Here is a 19,165-nt window from a genome sequence, read left to right as displayed (position 1 = left end):
TGCCGGCGGCGGGCGTCAGTCCCGGGGGAGTCCGTAGGCGTCGGCTATGAGGTCGTACGAGCGGCGCCGGACCGCGCCGGTGTGGGCGTTGGCGGTGAGCATCAACTCGTCGGCGCCGGTGCGCTTGGCGAGGTCGTCGAGGCCCTGGCGGACGGCGTCGGGGGTGCCGTGGACGACGTTGCCGAGCCAGGTGTCGACGAAGTCGCGCTCGATGTCACTGAAGCGGTGGGCGGCGGCCTCCTCGGGGGTGGGGACCAGGCCGGGGCGGCCGGTGCGCAGCCGGAGCATGGCCAGTGCGCCGGTGAGGACCTGGCGGCGGGCCTCCCGCTCGTCCTCGGCGGCCAGCGCGGAGACGCCGATCAGGGCGTAGGGCTCGGCGAGGACCTCGGAGGGGCGGAAGGACGCGCGGTAGAGGTCGAGGGCGGGAACGGTGTTGGCCGCGGAGAAGTGGTGGGCGAAGGCGAACGGCAGGCCGAGGGTGCCGGCGAGCCGGGCGCTGAAGCCGGACGAGCCGAGCAGCCACAGGGGCGGGCGGTGCGGGGACTGCACGCCGCCGGGCGAGGTGGCCTGGACGGGGCCGGGGACGGCGTGAATCCGGGCGTACGGGTGGCCGTCGGGGAAGGAGTCGTCGAGGAAGCGGGTCAACTCGGCGAGCTGCTGCGGGAATTGGTCGGCTTCTTCCTGGAGCCGCCCGGTGCGGCGGAGGGCGGCGGCGGTGGCGCCGTCGGTGCCGGGGGCGCGGCCCAGGCCCAGGTCGACGCGGCCGGGGGCCATCGCCTCCAGGGTCCCGAACTGCTCGGCGATGACCAGGGGGGCGTGGTTGGGCAGCATGACGCCGCCGGAGCCGAGCCGGATGCGGTCGGTGTGCGCGGCGAGGTGGGCGAGCAGCACCGCCGGCGAGGAGGAGGCGACGCCGGGCATGGAGTGGTGCTCGGCGACCCAGTAGCGGTGGTAGCCGCGGCGCTCGGCGGTGCGGGCGATGTCGACGGCGGTACGGACCGCGGCGGCCGCGGTGCTGCCGGCGCCGACCGTCACCAGGTCGAGCACGGACAGGGGGACGGACGCGGTGCCCCGGGCGGTACCCCGGATCCCGTCGCCCCGGGGGGCGTCACTGCCGGCCGCGCCTTCGTTGCCCGGGGCCTGCTGGTCTTCACCGCTCACGGTACGGGTCCTCCTCACGTCGCTGATCTGCCGTCACGGGCCCCGTCACGGGTCTGCCGCGGCGGGCCTGCGAGGAGGACAACCGGAGTAGTTCTCCGTTTATTCCCGGATGGGGGTGGCGGTTCCGGCGGTGTGCCCGCCGGGGCCGGTCGCGGTCAGTCGCGGGCGGCCCGGGAGAAGAGCGTGCCCAGTTCCGGGCAGGCGAGGGTACGGCCGAGCAGCCGCAGGCCCTCCCAGGCCGTCACCTGATTGGCGGTGAGGACCGGCTTGCCGAGCGCCGCTTCGAGGGCGGGCAGATGGGCGGCGGTGTGCAGGGCGGTGTCGGGCAGCAGGACGGCGTCCGCGTCGGGGTGGTCGCCGGCGCGGGCCAGGGCCAGCACGTCGTCGCGGCCCCAGGCGCCGACCTCGGCGGCGGTGACGATGCCGCTGCCGCGGGTCGCGACGACCTCCGCGCCGGCGGATTTCAGGAACGCGTGGAAGTACTCGGCGACGTCGTCGGGATAGGTGGCGGCGATCGCGACCCGGCGGGCGCCGATCGCCCGGACTGCGTGGGCGAAGGCGAAGGACGTGCTGGAGGCGGGCAGCCCGGCGGCGGCCGACAGCTCCCGCACCTGCTGCTGGGCGCCCTCCCAGCCGTAGACGAAGCTGGCGCTGGTGCAGGCCCACACGACGGCTTCGGCGCCGCGGGCCCTGAGCGCGGCGACGCCGGCGGCGAGCCGGGGGGCCGCGCCCATCTCCAGGAGGGCGTCGACGCGGTGGGCGTCCTCGCCGATGTCGGTGTGCACGAGCGGCAGGCGGACGGTGCCGCCGAGCAGCGCTTCGAGCCGGGGGTAGTCGTCCTCGGCGGAGTGGCCGGGGTAGAGGAAGCCGACCGATGCCATGCGGTTCTCCTTCTGTTGACCGGTCTTCTCGGAGCGCCGTAGAGTCTCCTCGTCCCACAAGGGGCCGGTTCGGGCTGGACCGCAACCCTCAGGGTTGGAAGCCCCCCTCCCTGAGGAGGGGAGCGGAGTCACGCGGTTCTCCCTTGCGGATGAACTAGGGCCCGGGTTCCTCGGGCAGGAAGGGCGGCGGATCACCGCCGTCCAGCGCCTCCCCTTCAGGAGGTGCAGTGGTGCCGGCGAAGGCGGACTCGGGCGTAGCCTGTGGCCCGCCTTCCGGTACGCCGTCAGACGGACATGTCATGCTGGCCGGGCCACTGCGCGCCACCGGGTCGAGCAGCGCCTGGTACGCGCCGACGGCCGGTACGCCGATGGCGCGCAGCGCGGCCCACATCGTGACCTGATTGGCGGACAGGACCGGCATCCGCAGCTCGGCTTCCAGCTGCGGGATGACGTCGTAGGTGGGCAGGTTCGTGCAGCTGATGAACAGGGCCTCGGGGCCGCCGACGACGGCCGCGCGGGCCATGTCGACGACGTCGCGGTAGGGGACCTTCCAGATGTGCCGGGTGAGTCCGAGGTAGGCGCGGCCGGTGACCGTGATGCCCGCCTCGCCGAGATAGTCCTCCAGGGAGTCGGTGACCGATTTCGTGTAGGGCGTGACGACGGCGACGCGCCGGGCGCCGATCTCGCGGAGTGCCTCGATGATCGCGCCCGAGGTGGTGAGCGAGGGGACCTCGCCCGCCTGCGACATGGCCGCGCACATCGCGCGTTCGCCCGCCGCGCCGCCGACGAAGCTGCCGGACGTGCAGGCATAGGCGATGACCTGGGGCGATACCGCGCACAGCGCCTCGACGGCGGCGTGCAGCGTCTCGTGCTCGCTGACCAGACGGGCCAGGTCGAGACTGACCTCGACGGGCACGAAGGGGGTTCGGGTGAGGTGGAGGGACACGTCGTCGGGGACCCAGCGCCACAACTCCCGGTCGAGCGCGAAGTCGAAGGGTGCGACGACGCCCACGCCGAGCTGAGGCTGTGGGCCACCCAGGAAAGAGACGTCCATGAAGGCCCCTAGAAGACACGAAGGGCTGGAATGGCCAGGCCAGTGGCCGGATGAGGTGGTGCAGCCGGACAAGCCGGGACGTCGGGACAGAGCCGTTGTTGACACGGTAGATACGACTTCCTAGCGTGGTCAATCCTCGCATCTCAGGCATCTGTCGGCGCCCTCTTCCTGCATACGGGGCACACGTTTCAGAACGGTTTCTGGCCTATGTCCGCACGCACCGACTGCACCGTTCTCGTCCTCGGCTCCGACCCTCCCCCGAAGCTGGACCGGCTCGCCGGCCGGGCCCGGGTGGTCTTCGCCGACGAGACGGCGCTGGCCGATCGACTCCCCACCGCCGACGTGTTGTTGGCCTGGGACTTCACCTCCGACGCGATCCGCGAGCGGTGGCCCGAGAGCGGCCCCCGCCCCCGTTGGGTGCACACCGCGAGCGCCGGCGTGGACCGGCTGCTGAGCCCGGCGCTGATCGCCGACGACACCGTCGTCACCAACGCCCGCGGGGTCTTCGAGCAGCCGATCGCCGAGTACGTCGCCGGGCTGGTGATCGCCATGGCCAAGGACTTCTACGGAAGTTGGGAGCTGCAGCGGCAGCGGCGCTGGCAGCACCGCGAGACGCTGCGGCTGGCCGGCACCCGCGCCGTCGTGGTGGGCTCCGGGCCGATCGGCCGGGCCATCGGCGCCACCCTGCTGGCACTGGGTGTCACGGTGGATCTGGTCGGCCGGCGGGAGCGGCCCGAGGATCCGCGGTTCGGCCGGGTGCATGCGGCCGGCGCGCTGAACGGGCTGCTGCCGCAGGCGGATTGGGTGATCTGCGCGGCGCCGCTGACCGAGGAGACCCGCGGCCTGTTCGGCGCGGCGGCGTTCGCGCGGATGCCGCGCCGCGCCCGGTTCATCAACGTCGGGCGCGGGCCGCTGGTCGACGAGGCGGCGCTGGAGGCGGCGCTGCGCGGCTGGCGGATCGCGGCGGCGGCGCTGGACGTCTTCGAGCGCGAGCCGCTGGGCACGGACAGCCCGCTGTGGGACGTGCCGCATCTGATCGTCTCGCCGCACATGAGCGGCGACACCCTGGGCTGGCGGGACGCGCTCGCCGACCAGTTCCAGGACAACTTCGACCGGTGGGCGGCCGGCGAGCCGCTGCTCAACGTGGTCGACAAGCAGCTCGGGTACGTACCGGTGACGTGAGCACCGGTGATGTGACGCCGCGGGCCGCCGCGGGCCCGCGCCCCGCCCGCCGCCCCGCCCGGGGCCGCCGACGCTCGGAGGACGCATGACGAACGGACCGACCCCCCTCGCCGATCTCACCGCCACCCGTCTGACGGCCGGCTACGCCGCCGGCGAGTTCTCCCCCGTGGAGGTCACCACGGCCGTACTGGAGCGCGCCGCCGCCGCCCAGGCCGCCACCAACTCCTTCACCCGGATCACCGCGGACGAGGCGCTGGCCGCCGCCGGGGAGTCGGCGAAGCGCTGGCTGCGCGGGGAGCCGGCCGGGCCGGTGGACGGGGTGCCGGTGACCGTCAAGGACGTGCTGCTGACCCGCGGCACGCCGACGCTGCGCGGCTCGCGGACGGTGCGGGCCGAGGGTGCGGTCTGGGACGAGGACGCGCCGGCTGTGGCCCGGCTGCGCGAGTCGGGCGCGGTGTTCGTCGGCAAGACGACCACACCGGAGTTCGGCTGGAAGGGTGTCACCGACAGTCCGCGGCACGGGGTGACGGGCAATCCGTACGATCCGCGGCGCACCGCGGGCGGCTCCAGCGGCGGCAGCGCGGCGGCGGTGGCGCTGGGGGCGGGGCCGCTGAGCCTGGGCACGGACGGCGGCGGCTCGGTGCGGATCCCGGCGTCGTTCTGCGGGATCTTCGCGCTCAAGGCGACGTACGGGCGGGTGCCGCACTATCCGGCGAGCCCGTTCGGGACGCTGGCGCACGTCGGTCCGATGACCCGGGACGCGGCGGACGCGGCGCTGATGATGGACGTGATCTGCCGCCCCGACTGGCGGGACTGGTCGCAGCTGGGGCCGGTGGCCGGCTCGTTCCGGGAGGCGCTGGCCGGCCCGGTGGCCGGACTGCGGGTGGCCTACAGCCCGTCGCTGGGCTGGGACGTACCGGTGGCCCCGGAGGTCGCCGCGGCGGTCCGCGCGGTCGTGGACCGGCTGGCCGAACTCGGCGCGCACGTCGAGGAGGCCGACCCGGGCGTCGAGGATCCCGTGGAGGCGTTCCACACGCTGTGGTTCAGCGGCGCGGCCCGGCTGGTGCAGCCGCTCGGGGACGCGGAGCGGGCGCTGCTGGACCCGGGGCTGCGGGAGATCTGCGAGCGGGGCGCCCGCTACAGCGCGCTGGAGTATCTGGCGGCGGTCGATGTGCGGATGGCGCTGGGCCGGGCGATGGGCGGCTTCCACAGCCGCTACGACCTGCTGGTGACACCGACCGAGCCGATCACCGCCTTCGAGGCGGGCGCGGAAGTGCCGTCCGGTTCCGGACACACCCGCTGGACGGGCTGGACGCCGTTCACCTATCCCTTCAACCTCACCCAGCAGCCCGCCGCGACGCTGCCCTGCGGGGTGGACGGCGACGGGCTGCCGATCGGGGTGCAGCTGGTCGGCGCGCGGCACGCGGACGCGCTGGTGCTGCGCGTCGCGCACGCGCTGTACGGGGCCGGGGCCGCGGGGATCCCGGCGCCCCCGGCCGCGTAGGTCGTGTCCGGGGTTCCTCAGGCCCGGCGGAAGTTCAGGGTCTCCCCCAGGGCCCCGGCCCGCCACAGGTCCTGGCAGGCGTCGGCCATCCGGTCCAGGCCGTCGACGACCGCGCCCCAGACGATGCCCGGCACCCAGCCCGCGTCACCGTTGATCAGCAGGTTGTTGCGTTCGTAGAACAGCGCGAGGTCGACGACGGTGGGGCGGCCCTGGTGCTTGGCCTGCTGCTCGTAGCCGTACGACGCGGTGCCCAACTGGGTGTCGCTGAAGGTGAAGTAGCACAGGTCGCCGGGGATCGGGGTGATCGTCGGGTTCTCCAGCGGCGGCTCCTGCGGCGCGAACGGCGGAACCAGCGCGTAGATCTCGTTGCGGGCGTACTTGGCGTGGTAGACATCGCCGCCGAGAGGGAGCGCGTCCCACACGGCATTGCAGGTGATCGGTGCGCGGTCGTCGAGCAACTTGGCCGTGCAGCTCACGCCGCGCTTGTCCAGGGAGACTTCGATGAAGCGATCGGTCATATCCCGAGCGTAGGGGGCAATACCGGCGTACGGAACAACTCCCGCACCCACGTGACGGGCCGGAAACGATCGGCATATGTGTGAACGGTTCGGGTAGCCGCGCGCCCATGGCTCCACCACAGGGGAACACGTCAGACAACCAAGGACAACGAACCAGCGGCATCCGCCGCCGCTCGCTGCTCGCGGGGGTGGCGGCGCTCGGCGCTGCGGGTGCCATGGGAGCGCTCGGCGCCTGCAGCCGGGTGCCGACCGCCGACGCCGCGGACGGCGGGCATCTGCTGGAGCGGCTGCGCAAGAAGGGGTCGGTCACGCTGGGGCTGGCGGGCGAGCAGCCCTACGGCTACATCGGCACCGACGGCACGATGACCGGCTCCTCCCCCACCATCGCCAGGACGATCTTCCGGCGGCTCGGCGTCCCGCGGGTCGAGCCCTTTCCGACGGACTTCGGCTCGCTGATCGTCGGGCTGAACTCCCAGCAGTTCGACGTGGTCGCCGCCGGGATGTACATCAACCCCGCGCGCTGCGCCCAGGTCATCTTCGCCGACCCCGAGTACCAGATGCTGGACGCCTTCATCGTCCCCAGGGGAAACCCGAAGAAGCTGCGCAGCTACCAGGACGTCGCGCGGACCGGCGCGCGGATGGCGACCGGTGTCGGCTACGCCGAACTCGGCTACGCCAAGGAAGCCGGGGTCGGCGACATCACCACGCTGCCGGACCAGTTGGCCGGTCTGCTGGCCGTCGAGCAGGGCCGGGTGGACGTCTTCGCCGGCACGGCCGTGACGGTGCGCAACGTCGTACGGCAGTCGGGGACCACGAAGGCGGAGGCGACGCCCGAGGTCACGCCGCTCATGAAGGGCAAGCCGGTGATCGACGTCGGCGCCTTCGCGTTCCGCACGCCGGAGACGCATCTGCGCGACGCCTTCAACCGCGAGCTGCACAAGATGAAGAAATCGGGGGAACTCCTGGACCTCATGCGGCCCTTCGGCTTCACCGAGCATCAGATGACGGAGATCACCGCCAAGGAGAAGTGCCGGCCATGAGCGAGCGAATCTTTGACAGGTGCGCGCCTCGCGTATCCGGGGGCGGGCGAAGCGAGGTGCCGGCATGAGTGACATCACCTGGGGGCTGTGGCAACTCCTCTTCAAAGGGGTCTGGATCACCGTCCAACTGACCGTCTACAGCGCGGCGCTGGCCGCCGCGGTGGCGTTCGGCATCGGCATGGCACGCACCCACCGGCTGTGGATCGTGCGGTTCCTCTCCGGGGCCTATTTCGAGATCTTCCGCGGCACCTCCGCGCTGATCCTGATGTTCTGGATGTTCTTCGTGCTGCCGATCGGCTTCGGCTGGCAGCTGGTCCCGATGTGGGCCGCGGTCCTCACCCTGGGCCTGACCTACGGGGCGTACGGGTCCGAGGTCGTGCGGGGCGCGATCGCGGCGGTGCCCGCGGGGCAGCGGGAGGCGGGCGTGGCACTCAGCTTCTCGCCCGGCCAGCAACTGCGGAAGATCGTCCTGCCGCAGGCGTGGCCCGGCATGGTCCCGCCGTTCAACAACCTGCTGATCGAGCTGCTCAAGGGCACCGCGCTGGTGTCGATCCTGGGCGTCGGCGACATCGCGTTCGGGGCCTCCCTGGTCCGCAACGCGACCGCCCACAGCGCCCCCGTCTACACGATCATCCTGGTCATGTACTTCGTCCTGGCGTTCCTCCTGACCCGCGGGATGCGGGTGGTGGAGCGCCACGCCAAGGCGGGCGTCGGCCAGGCACCGGCCGCACGGACCTCCCTGAGGAGCCGGCTGAGCACCGGCCCGGCCGTCACGGGCGCCGGCGCCGCCGCGGAAGGTGATGCACGATGACGTTCGACTGGTCCGCGGTCGGCCACTTCATGCCGATGTTCTGGAAGGGCGTCCTGGTCACCCTCCAGGCCCTGGTCCTGGGCTCCCTGATCGCCTTCGCGCTCGGCCTCGTGTGGGCGATGGCGCAGCGCTCGTCCGTCAAGGCGGTGCGCTGGCCGGTGACCGTGATCACCGAGTTCGTGCGCAACACCCCGCTGCTGGTGCAGCTGTTCTTCCTGTTCTACGTGATGCCCGAGTGGGGCATCACCCTCAGCGCCCTGGCCACCGGCGTGATCGGTCTGGGCCTGCACTACTCGACGTACACCGCCGAGGTCTACCGCGCCGGCATCGACGGCGTGCCGGCCGGCCAGTGGGAGGCGGCCATCGCGCTGAGCCTGCCGCGCCGCCGCACCTGGACCGCGGTGATCCTGCCGCAGGCGATCCGCCGGGTCGCCCCGGCGCTCGGCAACTACGTCATCGCGATGCTCAAGGACTCGCCGATGCTGTTCGCCATCGGGGTGCTGGAAATGCTCGGCGAGGCGCGGCAGTTCTCGTCCCAGACCTTCCAGACCGTCGAGCCGTACACGGTCGTCGGCGTCGCCTTCATCCTCATCGCCTACCCCGCTTCTCTTCTCCTGCGAGCCCTGGAGCGCCGCCTTGTCCGCTGACCGCAACACCCCGAACACGCCGCCCGCGAAGAACGCCGGCGGCGGGCCGGACGCGCCGCGGCCCGGCGAGGCCGCGGCGCCCGCCGAGGGCACCGAACTGATCCGCTTCGAGGCGGTCACCAAGCGGTTCGGCACCCACACCGTCCTCGACGCGCTCGACATGAAGGTCTACACCGGCAAGCACGTCACGCTGATCGGCCCGTCCGGCTCCGGCAAGACCACGATCCTGCGGCTGATGATGACGCTCCTCAAGCCGGACGAGGGCACCATCAAGCTGGGCGACCGGTACCTCACCCACGAGGAGAAGGGCGGCAGGCTCGTCCCCGCGAGCGACCGCTACAGCCGCGAGGTCCGCAAGAACATCGGCATGGTCTTCCAGCAGTTCAACCTCTTCCCCAACATGAAGGTGCTGCGGAACATCACCGAGGCCCCGGTGCACGTGCTCGGCCTCGACAAGGACGCCGCCGAGGAGCGCGCCCGCGAACTGCTCGAACTCGTCGGCCTCACCGCCCATCTCGACAAGTACCCCACCCAGCTCTCCGGCGGCCAGCAGCAGCGGGTCGCCATCGCCCGCGCCCTGGCCATGCGCCCGCAGGTCCTGCTGCTCGACGAGGTGACCTCGGCGCTCGACCCGGAACTGGTGGCCGGCGTCCTGGACGTGCTGCGGGACATCGCGCACACCACGGACATCACCATGCTCTGCGTGACGCACGAGATGAACTTCGCCCGGGACATCTCCGACTGCGTGATGATGTTCGACGCCGGCCGGGTCATCGAGTTCGGCCCGCCGGAGCAGATCTTCACGGAGCCGGCGCACGAGCGGACCCGCGAGTTCCTGAGCGCGGTCCGCTAGCCGCGCGACGAGCCGCGTAACGGGGGCGCGTCAGGACGTCCCCCCGGCGCGAGCCCGGCTCCTGGGCCGGGCTCGCGCCCGTACGGTCGGATCCGGCCTACGAACCGTCAACTCCGGTCGTCACCACCGGACGTCAACGCCGGCGGTCAGCCGCCCGCCTCCGCATCCCTCACCTGCCGTTACCGCCGGTCGGCGCGCGATCCCATGACCAGGGCATATGCCAGAGTGCAGGGCTCCTGCACAGACGCGTGAACCGGTCCGGTTTTCGGTCAAGACCCCCTCCATCGAGGCCCGTTGGCCGCTATCGTGATACAAGCCCCGTTGTTCCGGGAGCGGTCCGCGAACGCGCGGCCGTGACCAACGACGGTCACGACGCAAGCGGTACCAACCTGCTAGGGGGACACCGTGGCGCTGAAGCCCGAGCCGACCGCGCCGTTCCATTCGGTGCAGTACGCACTTCGCGTACTCGAAACCATCTCCAGGCACGCCGGCGGCGTGACCGACGTGCAGATCGCACGGGAAACGGGCCTGCCGACAGGCCACCTCGCCTCCATGCTGGCGATGCTCCGGCGCGAGGGATACGCCGAGCAGCTCTCCGACGGCGCGTACGTCGTCGGAGAGTCACTGCTCCTGCTGGGCTCGGGCGGCAACCGCGACCGCGCCCTGCGGGACAAGCTCCAGCTCACCCTGGACCAGCTGCGCGACTCGGTCGGCGCGGCGGTCTACATCAGCCGGTACATCGACGGCGAGGTCAAGATCCTCCACTACGCCGACGGGCCGCTGGCTCCCAAGGTCAACGAGTGGGCCGAGTTCCGCCGCACGGCACACGCCAGCGCGGTCGGCAAATGCCTGCTCGCGCAGCTCGACTACGACGGGCGGATGGACCACCTCTCGCGCCACAAGACCGCCCGGCTCACCTCCCGGACGATCACCAACGAGAAGGTGCTGTTCCACAAGCTCGACAGCCAGCCGCCGACGGTCCCCGTGCTGGACCTCCAGGAGTACGCGGTGGGCACGGTCTGCGCCGCCGTACCGATCACGGCCGGTTCGACGGTCGGCTGCCTCGCGCTGTCGATGCCGCTGGAGCACGCCCACCGGCTGCGGCAGGCCGCCGACGCCCTCAACCGCAAGGCGGCGCCGGTACTGCTGTCGCTGGCGATCTGAGACGGTGCGGACCACGGCCCCGGGGGGCCATGCCGGACGTGGTCACGAGCACCCCTCTCGACCAGGTAGTATTTCTTTTGTCAGCGCGCGCCGCTAGCTCAGTTGGTTAGAGCAGCTGACTCTTAATCAGCGGGTCCGGGGTTCGAGTCCCTGGCGGCGCACGTAGGAAGTGGGCGTTTCCGGAGTACCGGGAACGCCCACTTCGCTATGCCCGCTCACCGCTACCGAGCTTCCCCTGTTTCCCCTGTTTCCCCTGTTTTCCCTCTCCCCTCCGCTCACCGGTCCAGGAGATGGTCGCGTTCGTGAGCGCGGTACTGCGCCATGAGGGCCGCGCGGTCCTCGTCCGTGAACGGGCGGTAGTACGGACCGGGGAAGGGGCGCCGGCTGCTGCCCGCCGGAGCCGCACGGGTGTCGGGGGCGCGAGGGACGCCGGGGGCTCCCCGTGGCGACCACCACACCGGCTCCGGGCAGCGGAAGCCGGCCCGCCGGAGGGCGACCCGGTGCACTTTGTTGGTGGCGGTCACCGGCAGCGCGTCGACGATCCGCACGAACCGGGGCGCCGTCTTCGTACCGAGATCGGGCTGGACGGCGAGGAAGGACGCGAAGTCGTCCGGGTCGAACGCCGCGCCCCCGCGCAGTGCGAGGGCGGCCATGACCTGATCGCCGGCGACCGGGTCGGGTACGGCGTACACGGCGACGCCGGCGGCCGGGGCGTAGCGGGCGAGGATGTTCTCGATCATCGCGGCGGCCAGGTTCTCGCTGTCCACCCGCAGCCGGTCGTCCGCACGCGCGGCGAAGTGGAAGAACCCGTCCTCGTCCCGGAAGAACAGATCACCGGTCCAGTACCACCCCGCACCGACCCGCCCCGCCGCCCGGCCGCCGGTGCGGGCGGCGGTCGCCTCGGGATTGCGCCAGTAGCCCTCGAAGGAGCTGCGGCCCCGATTGACCAGCTCGCCTATGGCCCGGTCGCCGTTGAGCAGCCGGCCGGCGGCGTCCAGCCGGGCGCGCGGCAGCTCGGCGCCGGTCGCCGGGTCGACGACGGCGAGATCGTCGCCGGGGGCCGGCCGGCCGATGGCGCCGGGCGGGGTGTCCGGGGTGCGCCGGAGTGCCGCGCCGCCCTCGGAGGAGCCGTACCCCTCGACCAGCCGCACCCCGAACCGGTCGGCGAAGCGCGCCGCGTCGACGGCGCCCGCCTCGGTCCCGAACCCGGTGCGCAGCGGGTTGTCGCGGTCGTCCGGGGCGGGCGGGGTGGCGAGCAGGTACTGCACGGCCCGGCCGACGTAGGTGAAGTACGTGGCCTCGTAGCGGCGCACGTCGGGGAGGAAGGCGGAGGCCGAGAAGCGGCGGCGCAGCGCCACGGCCGCACCGCCGGCGAGCGCCGGAGCCCAGCCGGCGATCACCGCGTTGCCGTGGAACATCGGCATGCAGAGGTAGTGGACGTCGTCCGGCCGCACCGCGAAATACCGGACGAGGGAGTGCCCGGCGGCGGCCAGCCTGCCCTGGGTGCAGACGGCGGCCTTCGGCGCGCCGGTGGATCCGGAGGTGAAGCAGAGCAGCAGGCGGGTGGCGGGACCCGGCGTCCGGGCACCGCCGCCGGGTCCCGCCACCGCGGCGACCCCGTCCGGCCGCGCCCCCTCGTACGGCGCGAGCAGCTCCTCGTATGCCGGATCGTCCACGATCAGCACGCGCTCGGGCGGGACGGGCAGGTCCAGCCCGGCGAGCAGCGGCAGGTGGGCGCGTTCGGTGATCAGCAGCGCGCAGTCGGTGTGGGCGATGTCGCGGACCAGCTCCGGGCCGCGGCGGGTGGGGTTGATGCCCGCGACGGCCGCCCCGGCGAGCGCCGCCGCGCCGATCCACAGCGGGTATTCGGGCACGTTGTCCAGCAGCACCCCGATGTGCGGCTCCGCCCCGCGCGGCAGCAACTCCCCCAGCAGCACGGCCCGTGCGGCGGCACCCGCGGCCAACTGGTGCCGGGTGAGCGCCGACTCGCCGTACTTCAGCCCGATGCGGTGGTCGCCCCATTGTGCGCGGACGAACTCGGCGATGGTGCGGGGGTGGTGGGCCGCCATGGCGCGCAGGGTAACTGACGTTGCGTCAGGTAGACAGTCCCGGGGCCGGGACGATCCCGCACGGAACCGGACCGGGGCATGGCGGGAGGACCGGCGCTCCGGTCAGGCCGCGGTGGGGAGGGGACCGGTGGTGGGGGCGGCCGCGGTGTGGACCAGCGCGTTGTAGGTGCGGCGCAGGGCGATGAGGGATTCCTGGGCCTCGCGGTAGACGGCGGCGTCGGGGCCGCCGCGGTGCGCGAGGGTGCGTACGGGCGCGCAGTGGCGGTCCATGGCGCTGAGCCAGGCGCGGTGCTGGGCCGGGAGGTGGCGGCGCAGAAGCTGGCGACGGCCTTCGCCCATGCGACGGCCGCCGATGCCCAGTACGGCGTCCGCGGCCTGGAGGACCGGGGGTTCCAGGGCGCCCTGTTCGGCGAGTGCGCCGAGGACGGCGCGCTGCTGGTCGGTGGCCGGGGCCGCAGCCAGTTCCGCCGCCTCGGAGTGGAGCTGGGCGCGCAGCGCGTGCTGGATGCGGACCAGGCGGCGCAGTGCCGTCGGGGTGGAGGAGTCGTCGGGGGCGCGGCCGGCGAGGGTGTCGGCGAGGCGGAACAGCCAGATGCCGTGCGCCTCCAGCCGGGTCGCGGCGAGCATCAGCCGGTCCAGGCGGCTGAGCGGCTGGCCTTCGGGGGCCCAGCGCACGATCGGGACGAGCTGTTCGGTGCGGGCGAGTTGGTCGATGGGGATGTGGCGGCGGGGTTTGCGTTCGGGGGCCCAGTTGTGGAGGGCGAGGGTGGGCAGGGCGACGAACTGGTCGTGGTCGATGCGGTGCGCGATGGCGGACCAGAGTTCCAGGAAGCCGTCGTTGGCGACCTCGCGGGCGGCCGGGGCCTGCGGGTCGAGGGCGGTCCAGCCGCAGGACACCGCGATGACCGCGACGCGCATCGCGGCGGCCTCCGCGTTGCGCGGTGAGAGGCGGGAGACGCGCTGCCGCAGGGCGCTCAACTCGTCGGCGCGGTGGGCGCGTTCGACGACGGCGATGGCGGTTTCGTGGTCCGGGGCGACCGCGGCGGCGCGCGCCATGGCGTCGAGCCGGGTCCAGGTTCCGATCATGGAGCGCACGGGGGGCCGCTCGGGGAGGAAGCCGTGCGTGCAGGGATCGTGCGGAGCGGGTGCGCCGTCGGGGTCGGCCGCGGAGTCGGCGCCGGCGTCCGTGGGGGTGGCCTGGGCCGGTATGCGGACGGCGGGGTCGGTGACGGTGCGCGGGTGCGCTCCGGGGGCGCCGTCGTCGGCCGCGGTACGGGGTGCCGTGGCGGGCGGGGCGGTCGCGCGTATGGCGAGGCGGGTGTCGGAGGTCGTCGTCATGGGAGTCATCAGCACTTCCCTGCCAGCAGGCGGGCCAGGTGGGCGTCGATATCGAGGTAGCGGGCCTCGTGGCCGGGCGGCACGATGGCCGCGGTCTGCTCCAGCCAGGCGGTGAGTTCGCTCGCGCGTACCGACAGTTCGCAGATGCTGTCGTCGGTGGTCAGCTCGATGTGGACGCGGCGGGGTCCACCGGGGCGGCCGGCGGGCCATACCCGTACGTCGCCCTCCCCGGCCTCGCCACAGAGCCCGCCGAGCAGCAGGTCGCGGGCGAACAGCCAGGTGGCGACGGTCTCGCCGCGGCTGATGAAGACGACCTCGACCTCGTAGGGGCGGTCGCTCCGGTAGCTGAACCGGCCGGCCACCGGGACCGTTTCGTCCGGCCCCAGGAGGAGCTGCATCTCAAGGGTGCGCTTGGCTGTCGACACCATGACGATCAACCTTTCCGGACGATGGGGCGAGTCCCTGGGCCCCGGGTCCGGGGCTCGCGTCCTAGCAGACGTCGGCTTTCGGGATGGGGTTGCAGATGACGGAGGAGTAGTGATGGACGCCATGATCGGCGGGGTGCCGGGGGCGGGGGCGGGGCGCGTCCGGTGAGCGCCCGGGGGGCGGGGCCTGGCGCGGGGGCGGCGGTGCGGCGGCCGCGGTGCGGGCGCGGGCGGCTCCGGTGTGCCGCCGTGCGGTCGGCGGCGCCGTCGCGGCCGTGTGCGGCGGCGTGTCCCGGGCTGTCATTCCCGTTCTCCTCCGGGCTGGGCTGCTCGTTCCGTTCGTGCGCCTCGGTGTTCGCCTCAGCCTCTCAACTGGCAGGAGATACCGCATGTTGATGGGGCAACTGGCGTGCTACACCGACGAACTCGATCTTCACCGGACCAATAGGGGCGAACTACCGGAAGAGGGTCCCGAGATCGCGGGACCTTCGCCCCCGGTGGCGGGTGATCCCGGCGAGGTGAGGGCCGGCGAGGTGGGCAACTACAGGGCGCGGTGGGAGTGGCGTGGATCACAGCAGTTCGATGCGTGGGGGGCGGCTTCTCGGGTACGGACCACCTCCGGAGTTCGTGTAGAGTTCTTCTTGTCAGCGCGCGCCGCTAGCTCAGTTGGTTAGAGCAGCTGACTCTTAATCAGCGGGTCCGGGGTTCGAGTCCCTGGCGGCGCACGTAGGACTGAGGCCCCTCGCATTGCGGGGGGCCTCAGTTTTTTGTGTGCTCTCTCGGGCCCCGCCCGCGCTCCGAGGGTTTGTACGCGCCCTCGGTCCCCCGCCCGCGCCCGCGGCTTGTGTCTGCGGTCTCGGTGTCCGCGCTGCGGATGTGTGCGCTCTCCGGTGTCCGTGCTCTCGGGGCTTGGGTGCGTGCGCGGCGTGGGTGTGCGGTGGTGAGCGGGGTGCGGGCCGGCTACGTGTGGGGGGCGGGGCGGATGCCGGAGAGGTAGGCCGAGATCACGACCGGGGCGGGGTGGCCGCGCGCGGCGTTGCCGGCGGGGACGTGGGTGATCAGCCGGAGTTCGGAGCGGCCGGGTCGGTGGGCGGTGTATGCCGTGTGGGCGGTGAGGCGGTCGAGGTCGTAGACCTGGATTTCTTCGACGGTGAACTGGGCGGTGGTGCCGTCGGAGCGCTGGATGTCGATGCGGTCCCCGGGTCTGATGCCGGTCAGCCGGTGCCGGGCGGCCCGCGGGGTGCCGTGCGGGAGGTCCGCGGGGTCGGTGGGGTCGGTGGTGCGGGAGTCCGGGCCGGTGGTGAGGACGGCGGCGCCGGGTTCGCCGGGGCGGGGGCCTGCGGCGTACCAGCCGATGGGGGCGGGTGGGCCGACGTGGGCGGGCGGGCCGGACGGAGACGAGGCCACCGGGGTCAGCACGCCGTTCCCGTCCCGGCCGCGGGCGGCGATGGCGGCCCGGAGGCCGAGGGCGGCGATGGTGATCCGGGTCGGTTCGGCGGCGGGGGCGGCGGCGACCCGGTGGCGGGCGGGTGCCGGGGGCCGGGCGTGGGGGCGGCCGACGGCGGCGATGTCTCCGGTGGTGGGGAGCTGGGCCATGCTGCCGCCGGCGAGGTCGCGGCCGTCGCAGAGCCAGAGCGTCAGCAGCAGCGCGGCCCAGGTGGCGCCGATGAGGAGGTTGGGGCGGATGCCGGAGCCGGCCGTCTTCCGGTGTTCCGCCTTTCCGTTCTCGTGGCTCTGGTGCTCCTGCCTCCCGGGCTCCGGTCTCCGGTGTTCGGGCTTTCCGTTCTCCCGGAGCGCTCGGCCCTCCCGTTCTTCGCGGGGGGCCCGGCGCGTGGGTTCACTCCTCGACACCGCTGCTCCCCTGGCGTTCACGTCGCAGGCGGAGCCGCAGGCGCAGCAGTTGGCCGGCGATGACGAGGATGGCGCCGCCTGCCAGGACCAGGGTGACGGCGGAGGTGCTGCTGAGTTCGCGGTGCGCGGCGGCGGGCTGGGCGCTGGGGGCGGTCGCCGGGCGGGGCGGCCGTGCCGGGCCCTCGGCCGGGTGGGCCGGGGTGGTGGCGGGGGCGAGGGCCGGACGCGCGGCCGGGGCGGGGGTGACGGCGACCTGGGCGGTCCTGGCGCCGCGTTCGTCGTCGGTGTGGGCGGGCGCCGTCGTCACCGCGCATGCGGCGACCGCGGCGCAGAGCGTGAGTTGCGGTGAGCGCATGGTGCACCTCCGGATACTCCGAAGGTCCGCCCGTGCGCGGCCGGGCGCATCCGGGGCGGGGCGGTGGTGCGCCGTTCGGGTGGGCGGGGGCGGTGGGGCCGGCCGCCGGGCGGGGGTGTGCCGGGTTCGGCCCCTCCCCCGCTCCGGACCTGCCGGGTCAGACCAGGTCCACCAGGTCCGCGATCGAGTCGACGACGCGGGAGGGACGGAAGGGGTGCCGTTCGACGTCCCCAGGGCGGGTGAGGCCGGTGAGGACGAGGAAGGTCTCCATGCCCGCTTCCAGGCCGGCGACGACGTCGGTGTCCATGCGGTCGCCGATCATGGCGGAGGTCTCGGAGTGGGCGCCGATGGCGTTGAGGGCGTGGCGCATCATCAGCGGGTTGGGCTTGCCGACGAAGTACGGTTCGACGCCGGTGGCCTTGGTGATCAGTGCGGCCACCGATCCGGTCGCGGGCAGCGCGCCCTCCCGTGACGGGCCGGTCTCGTCGGGGTTGGTGGCGATGAAGCGGGCGCCGTTGTTGATCAGCCGGATGGCCTTGGTGAGGGCCTCGAAGCTGTAGGTGCGGGTCTCGCCGAGGACGACGTAGTCGGGTGCGTGGTCGGTGAGGATGTAGCCGATGTCGTGCAGGGCGGTGGTGAGGCCGGCCTCGCCGATGACGTAGGCGGTGCCGCCGGGGCGCTGGTCGTCGAGGAACTGGGCGGTGGCCAGCGCGGAGGTCCAGATGGACTCCCAGGGGACGTCGAGGCCGATGCGGTTGAGGCGGGCGTGCAGGTCGCGCGGGGTGTAGATGGAGTTGTTGGTCAGGACGAGGAAGGGCTTGCCCGATTCGCGGAGCCGCTTGATGAAGGCGTCGGCGCCGGGGACGGGGACGCCTTCGTGCATCAGCACGCCGTCCATGTCGGTGAGCCATGACTCGATCGGCTTGCGCTCTGCCACTTCCGGACTCCTGCCGTGCGTGTTGACCAGGGCTGGCCAGGGGCTGGCCAGGGCGTCGGCCGGTTCCGCTGGCGGGGCACGGTCACGGTTCACGGGCCGCCGCCGGTCACGGGGTGACGCGGCCGGTGTGCGCGGGGACGTGATCCATGTCTCGTACGGATGGCCGACGGGCCCCAGCCTAAGTCAGTAGGCGGCCGGGTGACCCCGGTGATCACCGGGGATGTGGCCCGGTGATCACCGGGGGCGTGAGGAGGAGCGGGGTCGGCCGTCAGCTGCCGGTGGCGGTCTTCCAGGCGTTGACGTAGGTGTCGAGGTTCTTGTCGATGTCGTTCCAGTCGGGCTGGAAGATCTGCACACCGTTCATGATCTTGGCGAGGGCGGTGGCGTTGGGGTCGGTGGGCTTGAGGTCGGTGCGGGAGGTGAAGCCGCCGCCGATGGCGGAGACCTCCTCCTGGACGGGGGTGCTGAGGAGGTAGTCGAGGAACTTCTTGGCGTTGGCGGCGTGCGGGGCGTTCTTGACCAGGCCGGCGGCGTAGGGGAGGGCGAAGGTGGCGGGCTTGGCGCCGGGTGCGGCGGCGGGGAAGAAGATGCCCTGCTGGGGCATGGACTTCATGTTGGCGTAGTTCATCTGCACATCGCCGTTGGCGACGAGGAGTTCGCCCTTGTCGACCTTGGGGGCGAGCTGGCCGGTGGAGGAGGACGGGCCGACGTTGTTGGCCTGGAGCTTCTTGAGGGCGTCCATGGCCGGGCCCTGGCCGCCGAAGTCGTGCAGGGCCTTGATGACGACGGCGGTGCCGTCGCCGGCGACGCCCGGAGTGGAGTACTGGAGCTTGCCGGCGAAGCGGTGGTCGGTGAGGTCCTGCCAGGTGGCCGGGGGCTGCGGGAGTTCCTTCTTGTTGTAGATGAAGCAGAAGTAGTTGTTGACGACGGAGGTCCATCTGCCGTTGGGGTCCTTGTCCGCGGCGGCGACCTTGTCGGAGCCCTGGGGGCGGTAGACGTCCAACAGTCCCTTGTCGTCGGCCTGTTGGATGAAGGGGGGCAGGGTGACGACGACGTCGGCCTTGGTGTTGGAGCGCTCGCGGGCCAGGCGCTGGACGGCGGCGCCGGAGCCGGACTCGACGTAGTCGACCTTGATGCCGGTCTGCTTCTCGAAGTCCTTGAAGACCTTGTCGTAGAAGCCGTCGCCCTTTTCGCTCTTGAGGCCGTCGGCGCTGTAGACGGTGATCTCCTTGGCGTCGGGGTCGGCGGAGGAGCCGGTACCGCAGGCGGTGAGGGTGCCGGCGAGGACGAGGGCGGCGGTGCCGGCGGTGAGGGCGGGGCGTACGGGGCGGGGGCGGGGGCGCGGGGTCATGGTGTGGGTGACTCCTGTGGTGAG

Annotated in this window: 19 protein-coding genes and 2 tRNA genes; 9 read left to right on the top strand and 12 right to left on the bottom strand. The window is 72.7% G+C overall.

The window, feature by feature from the left end; genetic code table 11:
- Positions 1-15 precede the first annotated feature (15 nt).
- The 3 genes from GR130_RS05295 to GR130_RS05285 form a co-directional block, all read right to left on the bottom strand.
- Complete coding sequence (locus tag GR130_RS05295; RefSeq protein ID WP_159503623.1) at positions 16-1,161, bottom strand: LLM class flavin-dependent oxidoreductase; 1,146 nt, start codon at positions 1,159-1,161, stop codon at positions 16-18.
- A gap of 155 nt (positions 1,162-1,316) precedes the next feature.
- On the bottom strand, positions 1,317-2,042 hold the full coding sequence (locus tag GR130_RS05290) for a maleate cis-trans isomerase family protein (RefSeq protein WP_159503622.1): 726 nt from the start codon (positions 2,040-2,042) through the stop codon (positions 1,317-1,319).
- A gap of 154 nt (positions 2,043-2,196) precedes the next feature.
- Positions 2,197-3,096, bottom strand: coding sequence for a maleate cis-trans isomerase family protein (locus GR130_RS05285; protein WP_159503621.1), 900 nt, complete (start codon positions 3,094-3,096; stop codon positions 2,197-2,199).
- Between the two features lie 207 nt (positions 3,097-3,303).
- Between GR130_RS05285 and GR130_RS05280 the strand changes: the two genes are divergently transcribed.
- Both GR130_RS05280 and GR130_RS05275 read left to right on the top strand, forming a co-directional pair.
- Entirely contained in the window at positions 3,304-4,278 is a 975-nt protein-coding gene (locus tag GR130_RS05280) for a D-2-hydroxyacid dehydrogenase (RefSeq protein WP_159503620.1), read from the top strand.
- An 85-nt stretch (positions 4,279-4,363) separates the two neighbouring features.
- The gene (locus tag GR130_RS05275) at positions 4,364-5,782 is read left to right on the top strand and encodes an amidase (RefSeq protein ID WP_159503619.1); all 1,419 of its coding nucleotides are present in this window, start codon (positions 4,364-4,366) and stop codon (positions 5,780-5,782) included.
- A 17-nt stretch (positions 5,783-5,799) separates the two neighbouring features.
- On the opposite strand, the gene GR130_RS05270 is transcribed toward GR130_RS05275, so the two are convergent.
- Positions 5,800-6,300, bottom strand: coding sequence for a DUF3830 family protein (locus GR130_RS05270; RefSeq protein ID WP_159503618.1), 501 nt, complete (start codon positions 6,298-6,300; stop codon positions 5,800-5,802).
- Between the two features lie 107 nt (positions 6,301-6,407).
- Between GR130_RS05270 and ehuB the strand changes: the two genes are divergently transcribed.
- From ehuB to GR130_RS05240, 6 genes are all read left to right on the top strand, one after another.
- Positions 6,408-7,340: an ectoine/hydroxyectoine ABC transporter substrate-binding protein EhuB gene (gene ehuB, locus GR130_RS05265; protein ID WP_159503617.1), complete on the top strand. Its 933-nt coding sequence runs from the start codon at positions 6,408-6,410 to the stop codon at positions 7,338-7,340.
- Between the two features lie 64 nt (positions 7,341-7,404).
- The gene (gene ehuC, locus GR130_RS05260) at positions 7,405-8,151 is read left to right on the top strand and encodes an ectoine/hydroxyectoine ABC transporter permease subunit EhuC (protein ID WP_159503616.1); all 747 of its coding nucleotides are present in this window, start codon (positions 7,405-7,407) and stop codon (positions 8,149-8,151) included.
- Positions 8,148-8,798, top strand: coding sequence for an ectoine/hydroxyectoine ABC transporter permease subunit EhuD (gene ehuD / locus GR130_RS05255; protein WP_159503615.1), 651 nt, complete (start codon positions 8,148-8,150; stop codon positions 8,796-8,798). Before ehuC ends, ehuD begins: the two co-directional genes overlap by 4 nt.
- Before the next feature lie 97 nt (positions 8,799-8,895).
- Positions 8,896-9,651: an ectoine/hydroxyectoine ABC transporter ATP-binding protein EhuA gene (gene ehuA / locus GR130_RS05250; RefSeq protein WP_159509763.1), complete on the top strand. Its 756-nt coding sequence runs from the start codon at positions 8,896-8,898 to the stop codon at positions 9,649-9,651.
- A 405-nt stretch (positions 9,652-10,056) separates the two neighbouring features.
- Positions 10,057-10,815: an IclR family transcriptional regulator gene (locus tag GR130_RS05245; protein WP_159503614.1), complete on the top strand. Its 759-nt coding sequence runs from the start codon at positions 10,057-10,059 to the stop codon at positions 10,813-10,815.
- Positions 10,816-10,902: 87 nt separating this feature from the next.
- Positions 10,903-10,976: transfer RNA gene (locus GR130_RS05240), tRNA-Lys, on the top strand.
- 114 nt (positions 10,977-11,090) lie between these two features.
- On the opposite strand, the gene GR130_RS05235 is transcribed toward GR130_RS05240, so the two are convergent.
- The 4 genes from GR130_RS05235 to GR130_RS05220 all read right to left on the bottom strand — a co-directional run bounded on the left by GR130_RS05235 (position 11,091) and on the right by GR130_RS05220 (position 14,951).
- Positions 11,091-12,884, bottom strand: a complete 1,794-nt coding sequence (locus tag GR130_RS05235) for an AMP-binding protein (protein WP_159503613.1) — start codon at positions 12,882-12,884, stop codon at positions 11,091-11,093.
- 102 nt (positions 12,885-12,986) lie between these two features.
- Positions 12,987-14,231: a hypothetical protein gene (locus GR130_RS05230; RefSeq protein ID WP_236572807.1), complete on the bottom strand. Its 1,245-nt coding sequence runs from the start codon at positions 14,229-14,231 to the stop codon at positions 12,987-12,989.
- Positions 14,231-14,650: an SsgA family sporulation/cell division regulator gene (locus GR130_RS05225; RefSeq protein WP_159503612.1), complete on the bottom strand. Its 420-nt coding sequence runs from the start codon at positions 14,648-14,650 to the stop codon at positions 14,231-14,233. Before GR130_RS05225 ends, GR130_RS05230 begins: the two co-directional genes overlap by 1 nt.
- A gap of 61 nt (positions 14,651-14,711) precedes the next feature.
- Entirely contained in the window at positions 14,712-14,951 is a 240-nt protein-coding gene (locus GR130_RS05220; RefSeq protein WP_159503611.1) for a hypothetical protein, read from the bottom strand.
- 347 nt (positions 14,952-15,298) lie between these two features.
- Here GR130_RS05220 and GR130_RS05215 point away from each other — a divergent pair.
- Positions 15,299-15,372: transfer RNA gene (locus GR130_RS05215), tRNA-Lys, on the top strand.
- A gap of 235 nt (positions 15,373-15,607) precedes the next feature.
- On the opposite strand, the gene GR130_RS05210 is transcribed toward GR130_RS05215, so the two are convergent.
- From GR130_RS05210 to GR130_RS05195, 4 genes are all read right to left on the bottom strand, one after another.
- Positions 15,608-16,498: a class F sortase gene (locus GR130_RS05210; RefSeq protein ID WP_159503610.1), complete on the bottom strand. Its 891-nt coding sequence runs from the start codon at positions 16,496-16,498 to the stop codon at positions 15,608-15,610.
- The gene (locus tag GR130_RS05205) at positions 16,485-16,853 is read right to left on the bottom strand and encodes a hypothetical protein (protein WP_159503609.1); all 369 of its coding nucleotides are present in this window, start codon (positions 16,851-16,853) and stop codon (positions 16,485-16,487) included. The genes GR130_RS05210 and GR130_RS05205 overlap by 14 nt, the downstream gene beginning before the upstream one ends.
- A 157-nt stretch (positions 16,854-17,010) precedes the next feature.
- On the bottom strand, positions 17,011-17,790 hold the full coding sequence (locus GR130_RS05200) for an HAD-IIA family hydrolase (RefSeq protein WP_159503608.1): 780 nt from the start codon (positions 17,788-17,790) through the stop codon (positions 17,011-17,013).
- A 268-nt stretch (positions 17,791-18,058) separates the two neighbouring features.
- Complete coding sequence (locus GR130_RS05195) at positions 18,059-19,141, bottom strand: 2-aminoethylphosphonate ABC transporter substrate-binding protein (protein WP_159503607.1); 1,083 nt, start codon at positions 19,139-19,141, stop codon at positions 18,059-18,061.
- Positions 19,142-19,165: the final 24 nt, after the last annotated feature.

The organism is Streptomyces sp. GS7 (assembly GCF_009834125.1).
Taxonomy (GTDB): Bacteria; Actinomycetota; Actinomycetes; order Streptomycetales; family Streptomycetaceae; genus Streptomyces.
Note: the sequence above shows the minus strand (reverse complement) of the source record. Positions and strands in the feature narration are given on the sequence as shown.

Bases quoted from the DNA above. Each gene is read 5' to 3' on its own strand.
- GR130_RS05225 (WP_159503612.1), bottom strand. From the start codon at position 14,650: ATGGTGTCGACAGCCAAGCGCACCCTTGAGATGCAGCTCCTCCTGGGG.
- GR130_RS05205 (WP_159503609.1), bottom strand. From the start codon at position 16,853: ATGCGCTCACCGCAACTCACGCTCTGCGCCGCGGTCGCCGCATGCGCG.
- GR130_RS05275 (WP_159503619.1), top strand. From the start codon at position 4,364: ATGACGAACGGACCGACCCCCCTCGCCGATCTCACCGCCACCCGTCTG.
- ehuB (WP_159503617.1), top strand. From the start codon at position 6,408: ATGGCTCCACCACAGGGGAACACGTCAGACAACCAAGGACAACGAACC.
- GR130_RS05280 (WP_159503620.1), top strand. From the start codon at position 3,304: ATGTCCGCACGCACCGACTGCACCGTTCTCGTCCTCGGCTCCGACCCT.
- GR130_RS05285 (WP_159503621.1), bottom strand. From the start codon at position 3,096: ATGGACGTCTCTTTCCTGGGTGGCCCACAGCCTCAGCTCGGCGTGGGC.
- GR130_RS05235 (WP_159503613.1), bottom strand. From the start codon at position 12,884: ATGGCGGCCCACCACCCCCGCACCATCGCCGAGTTCGTCCGCGCACAA.
- GR130_RS05230 (WP_236572807.1), bottom strand. From the start codon at position 14,231: ATGACTCCCATGACGACGACCTCCGACACCCGCCTCGCCATACGCGCG.
- GR130_RS05290 (WP_159503622.1), bottom strand. From the start codon at position 2,042: ATGGCATCGGTCGGCTTCCTCTACCCCGGCCACTCCGCCGAGGACGAC.
- ehuD (WP_159503615.1), top strand. From the start codon at position 8,148: ATGACGTTCGACTGGTCCGCGGTCGGCCACTTCATGCCGATGTTCTGG.
- GR130_RS05195 (WP_159503607.1), bottom strand. From the start codon at position 19,141: ATGACCCCGCGCCCCCGCCCCCGCCCCGTACGCCCCGCCCTCACCGCC.
- ehuC (WP_159503616.1), top strand. From the start codon at position 7,405: ATGAGTGACATCACCTGGGGGCTGTGGCAACTCCTCTTCAAAGGGGTC.
- GR130_RS05270 (WP_159503618.1), bottom strand. From the start codon at position 6,300: ATGACCGATCGCTTCATCGAAGTCTCCCTGGACAAGCGCGGCGTGAGC.
- GR130_RS05220 (WP_159503611.1), bottom strand. From the start codon at position 14,951: ATGACAGCCCGGGACACGCCGCCGCACACGGCCGCGACGGCGCCGCCG.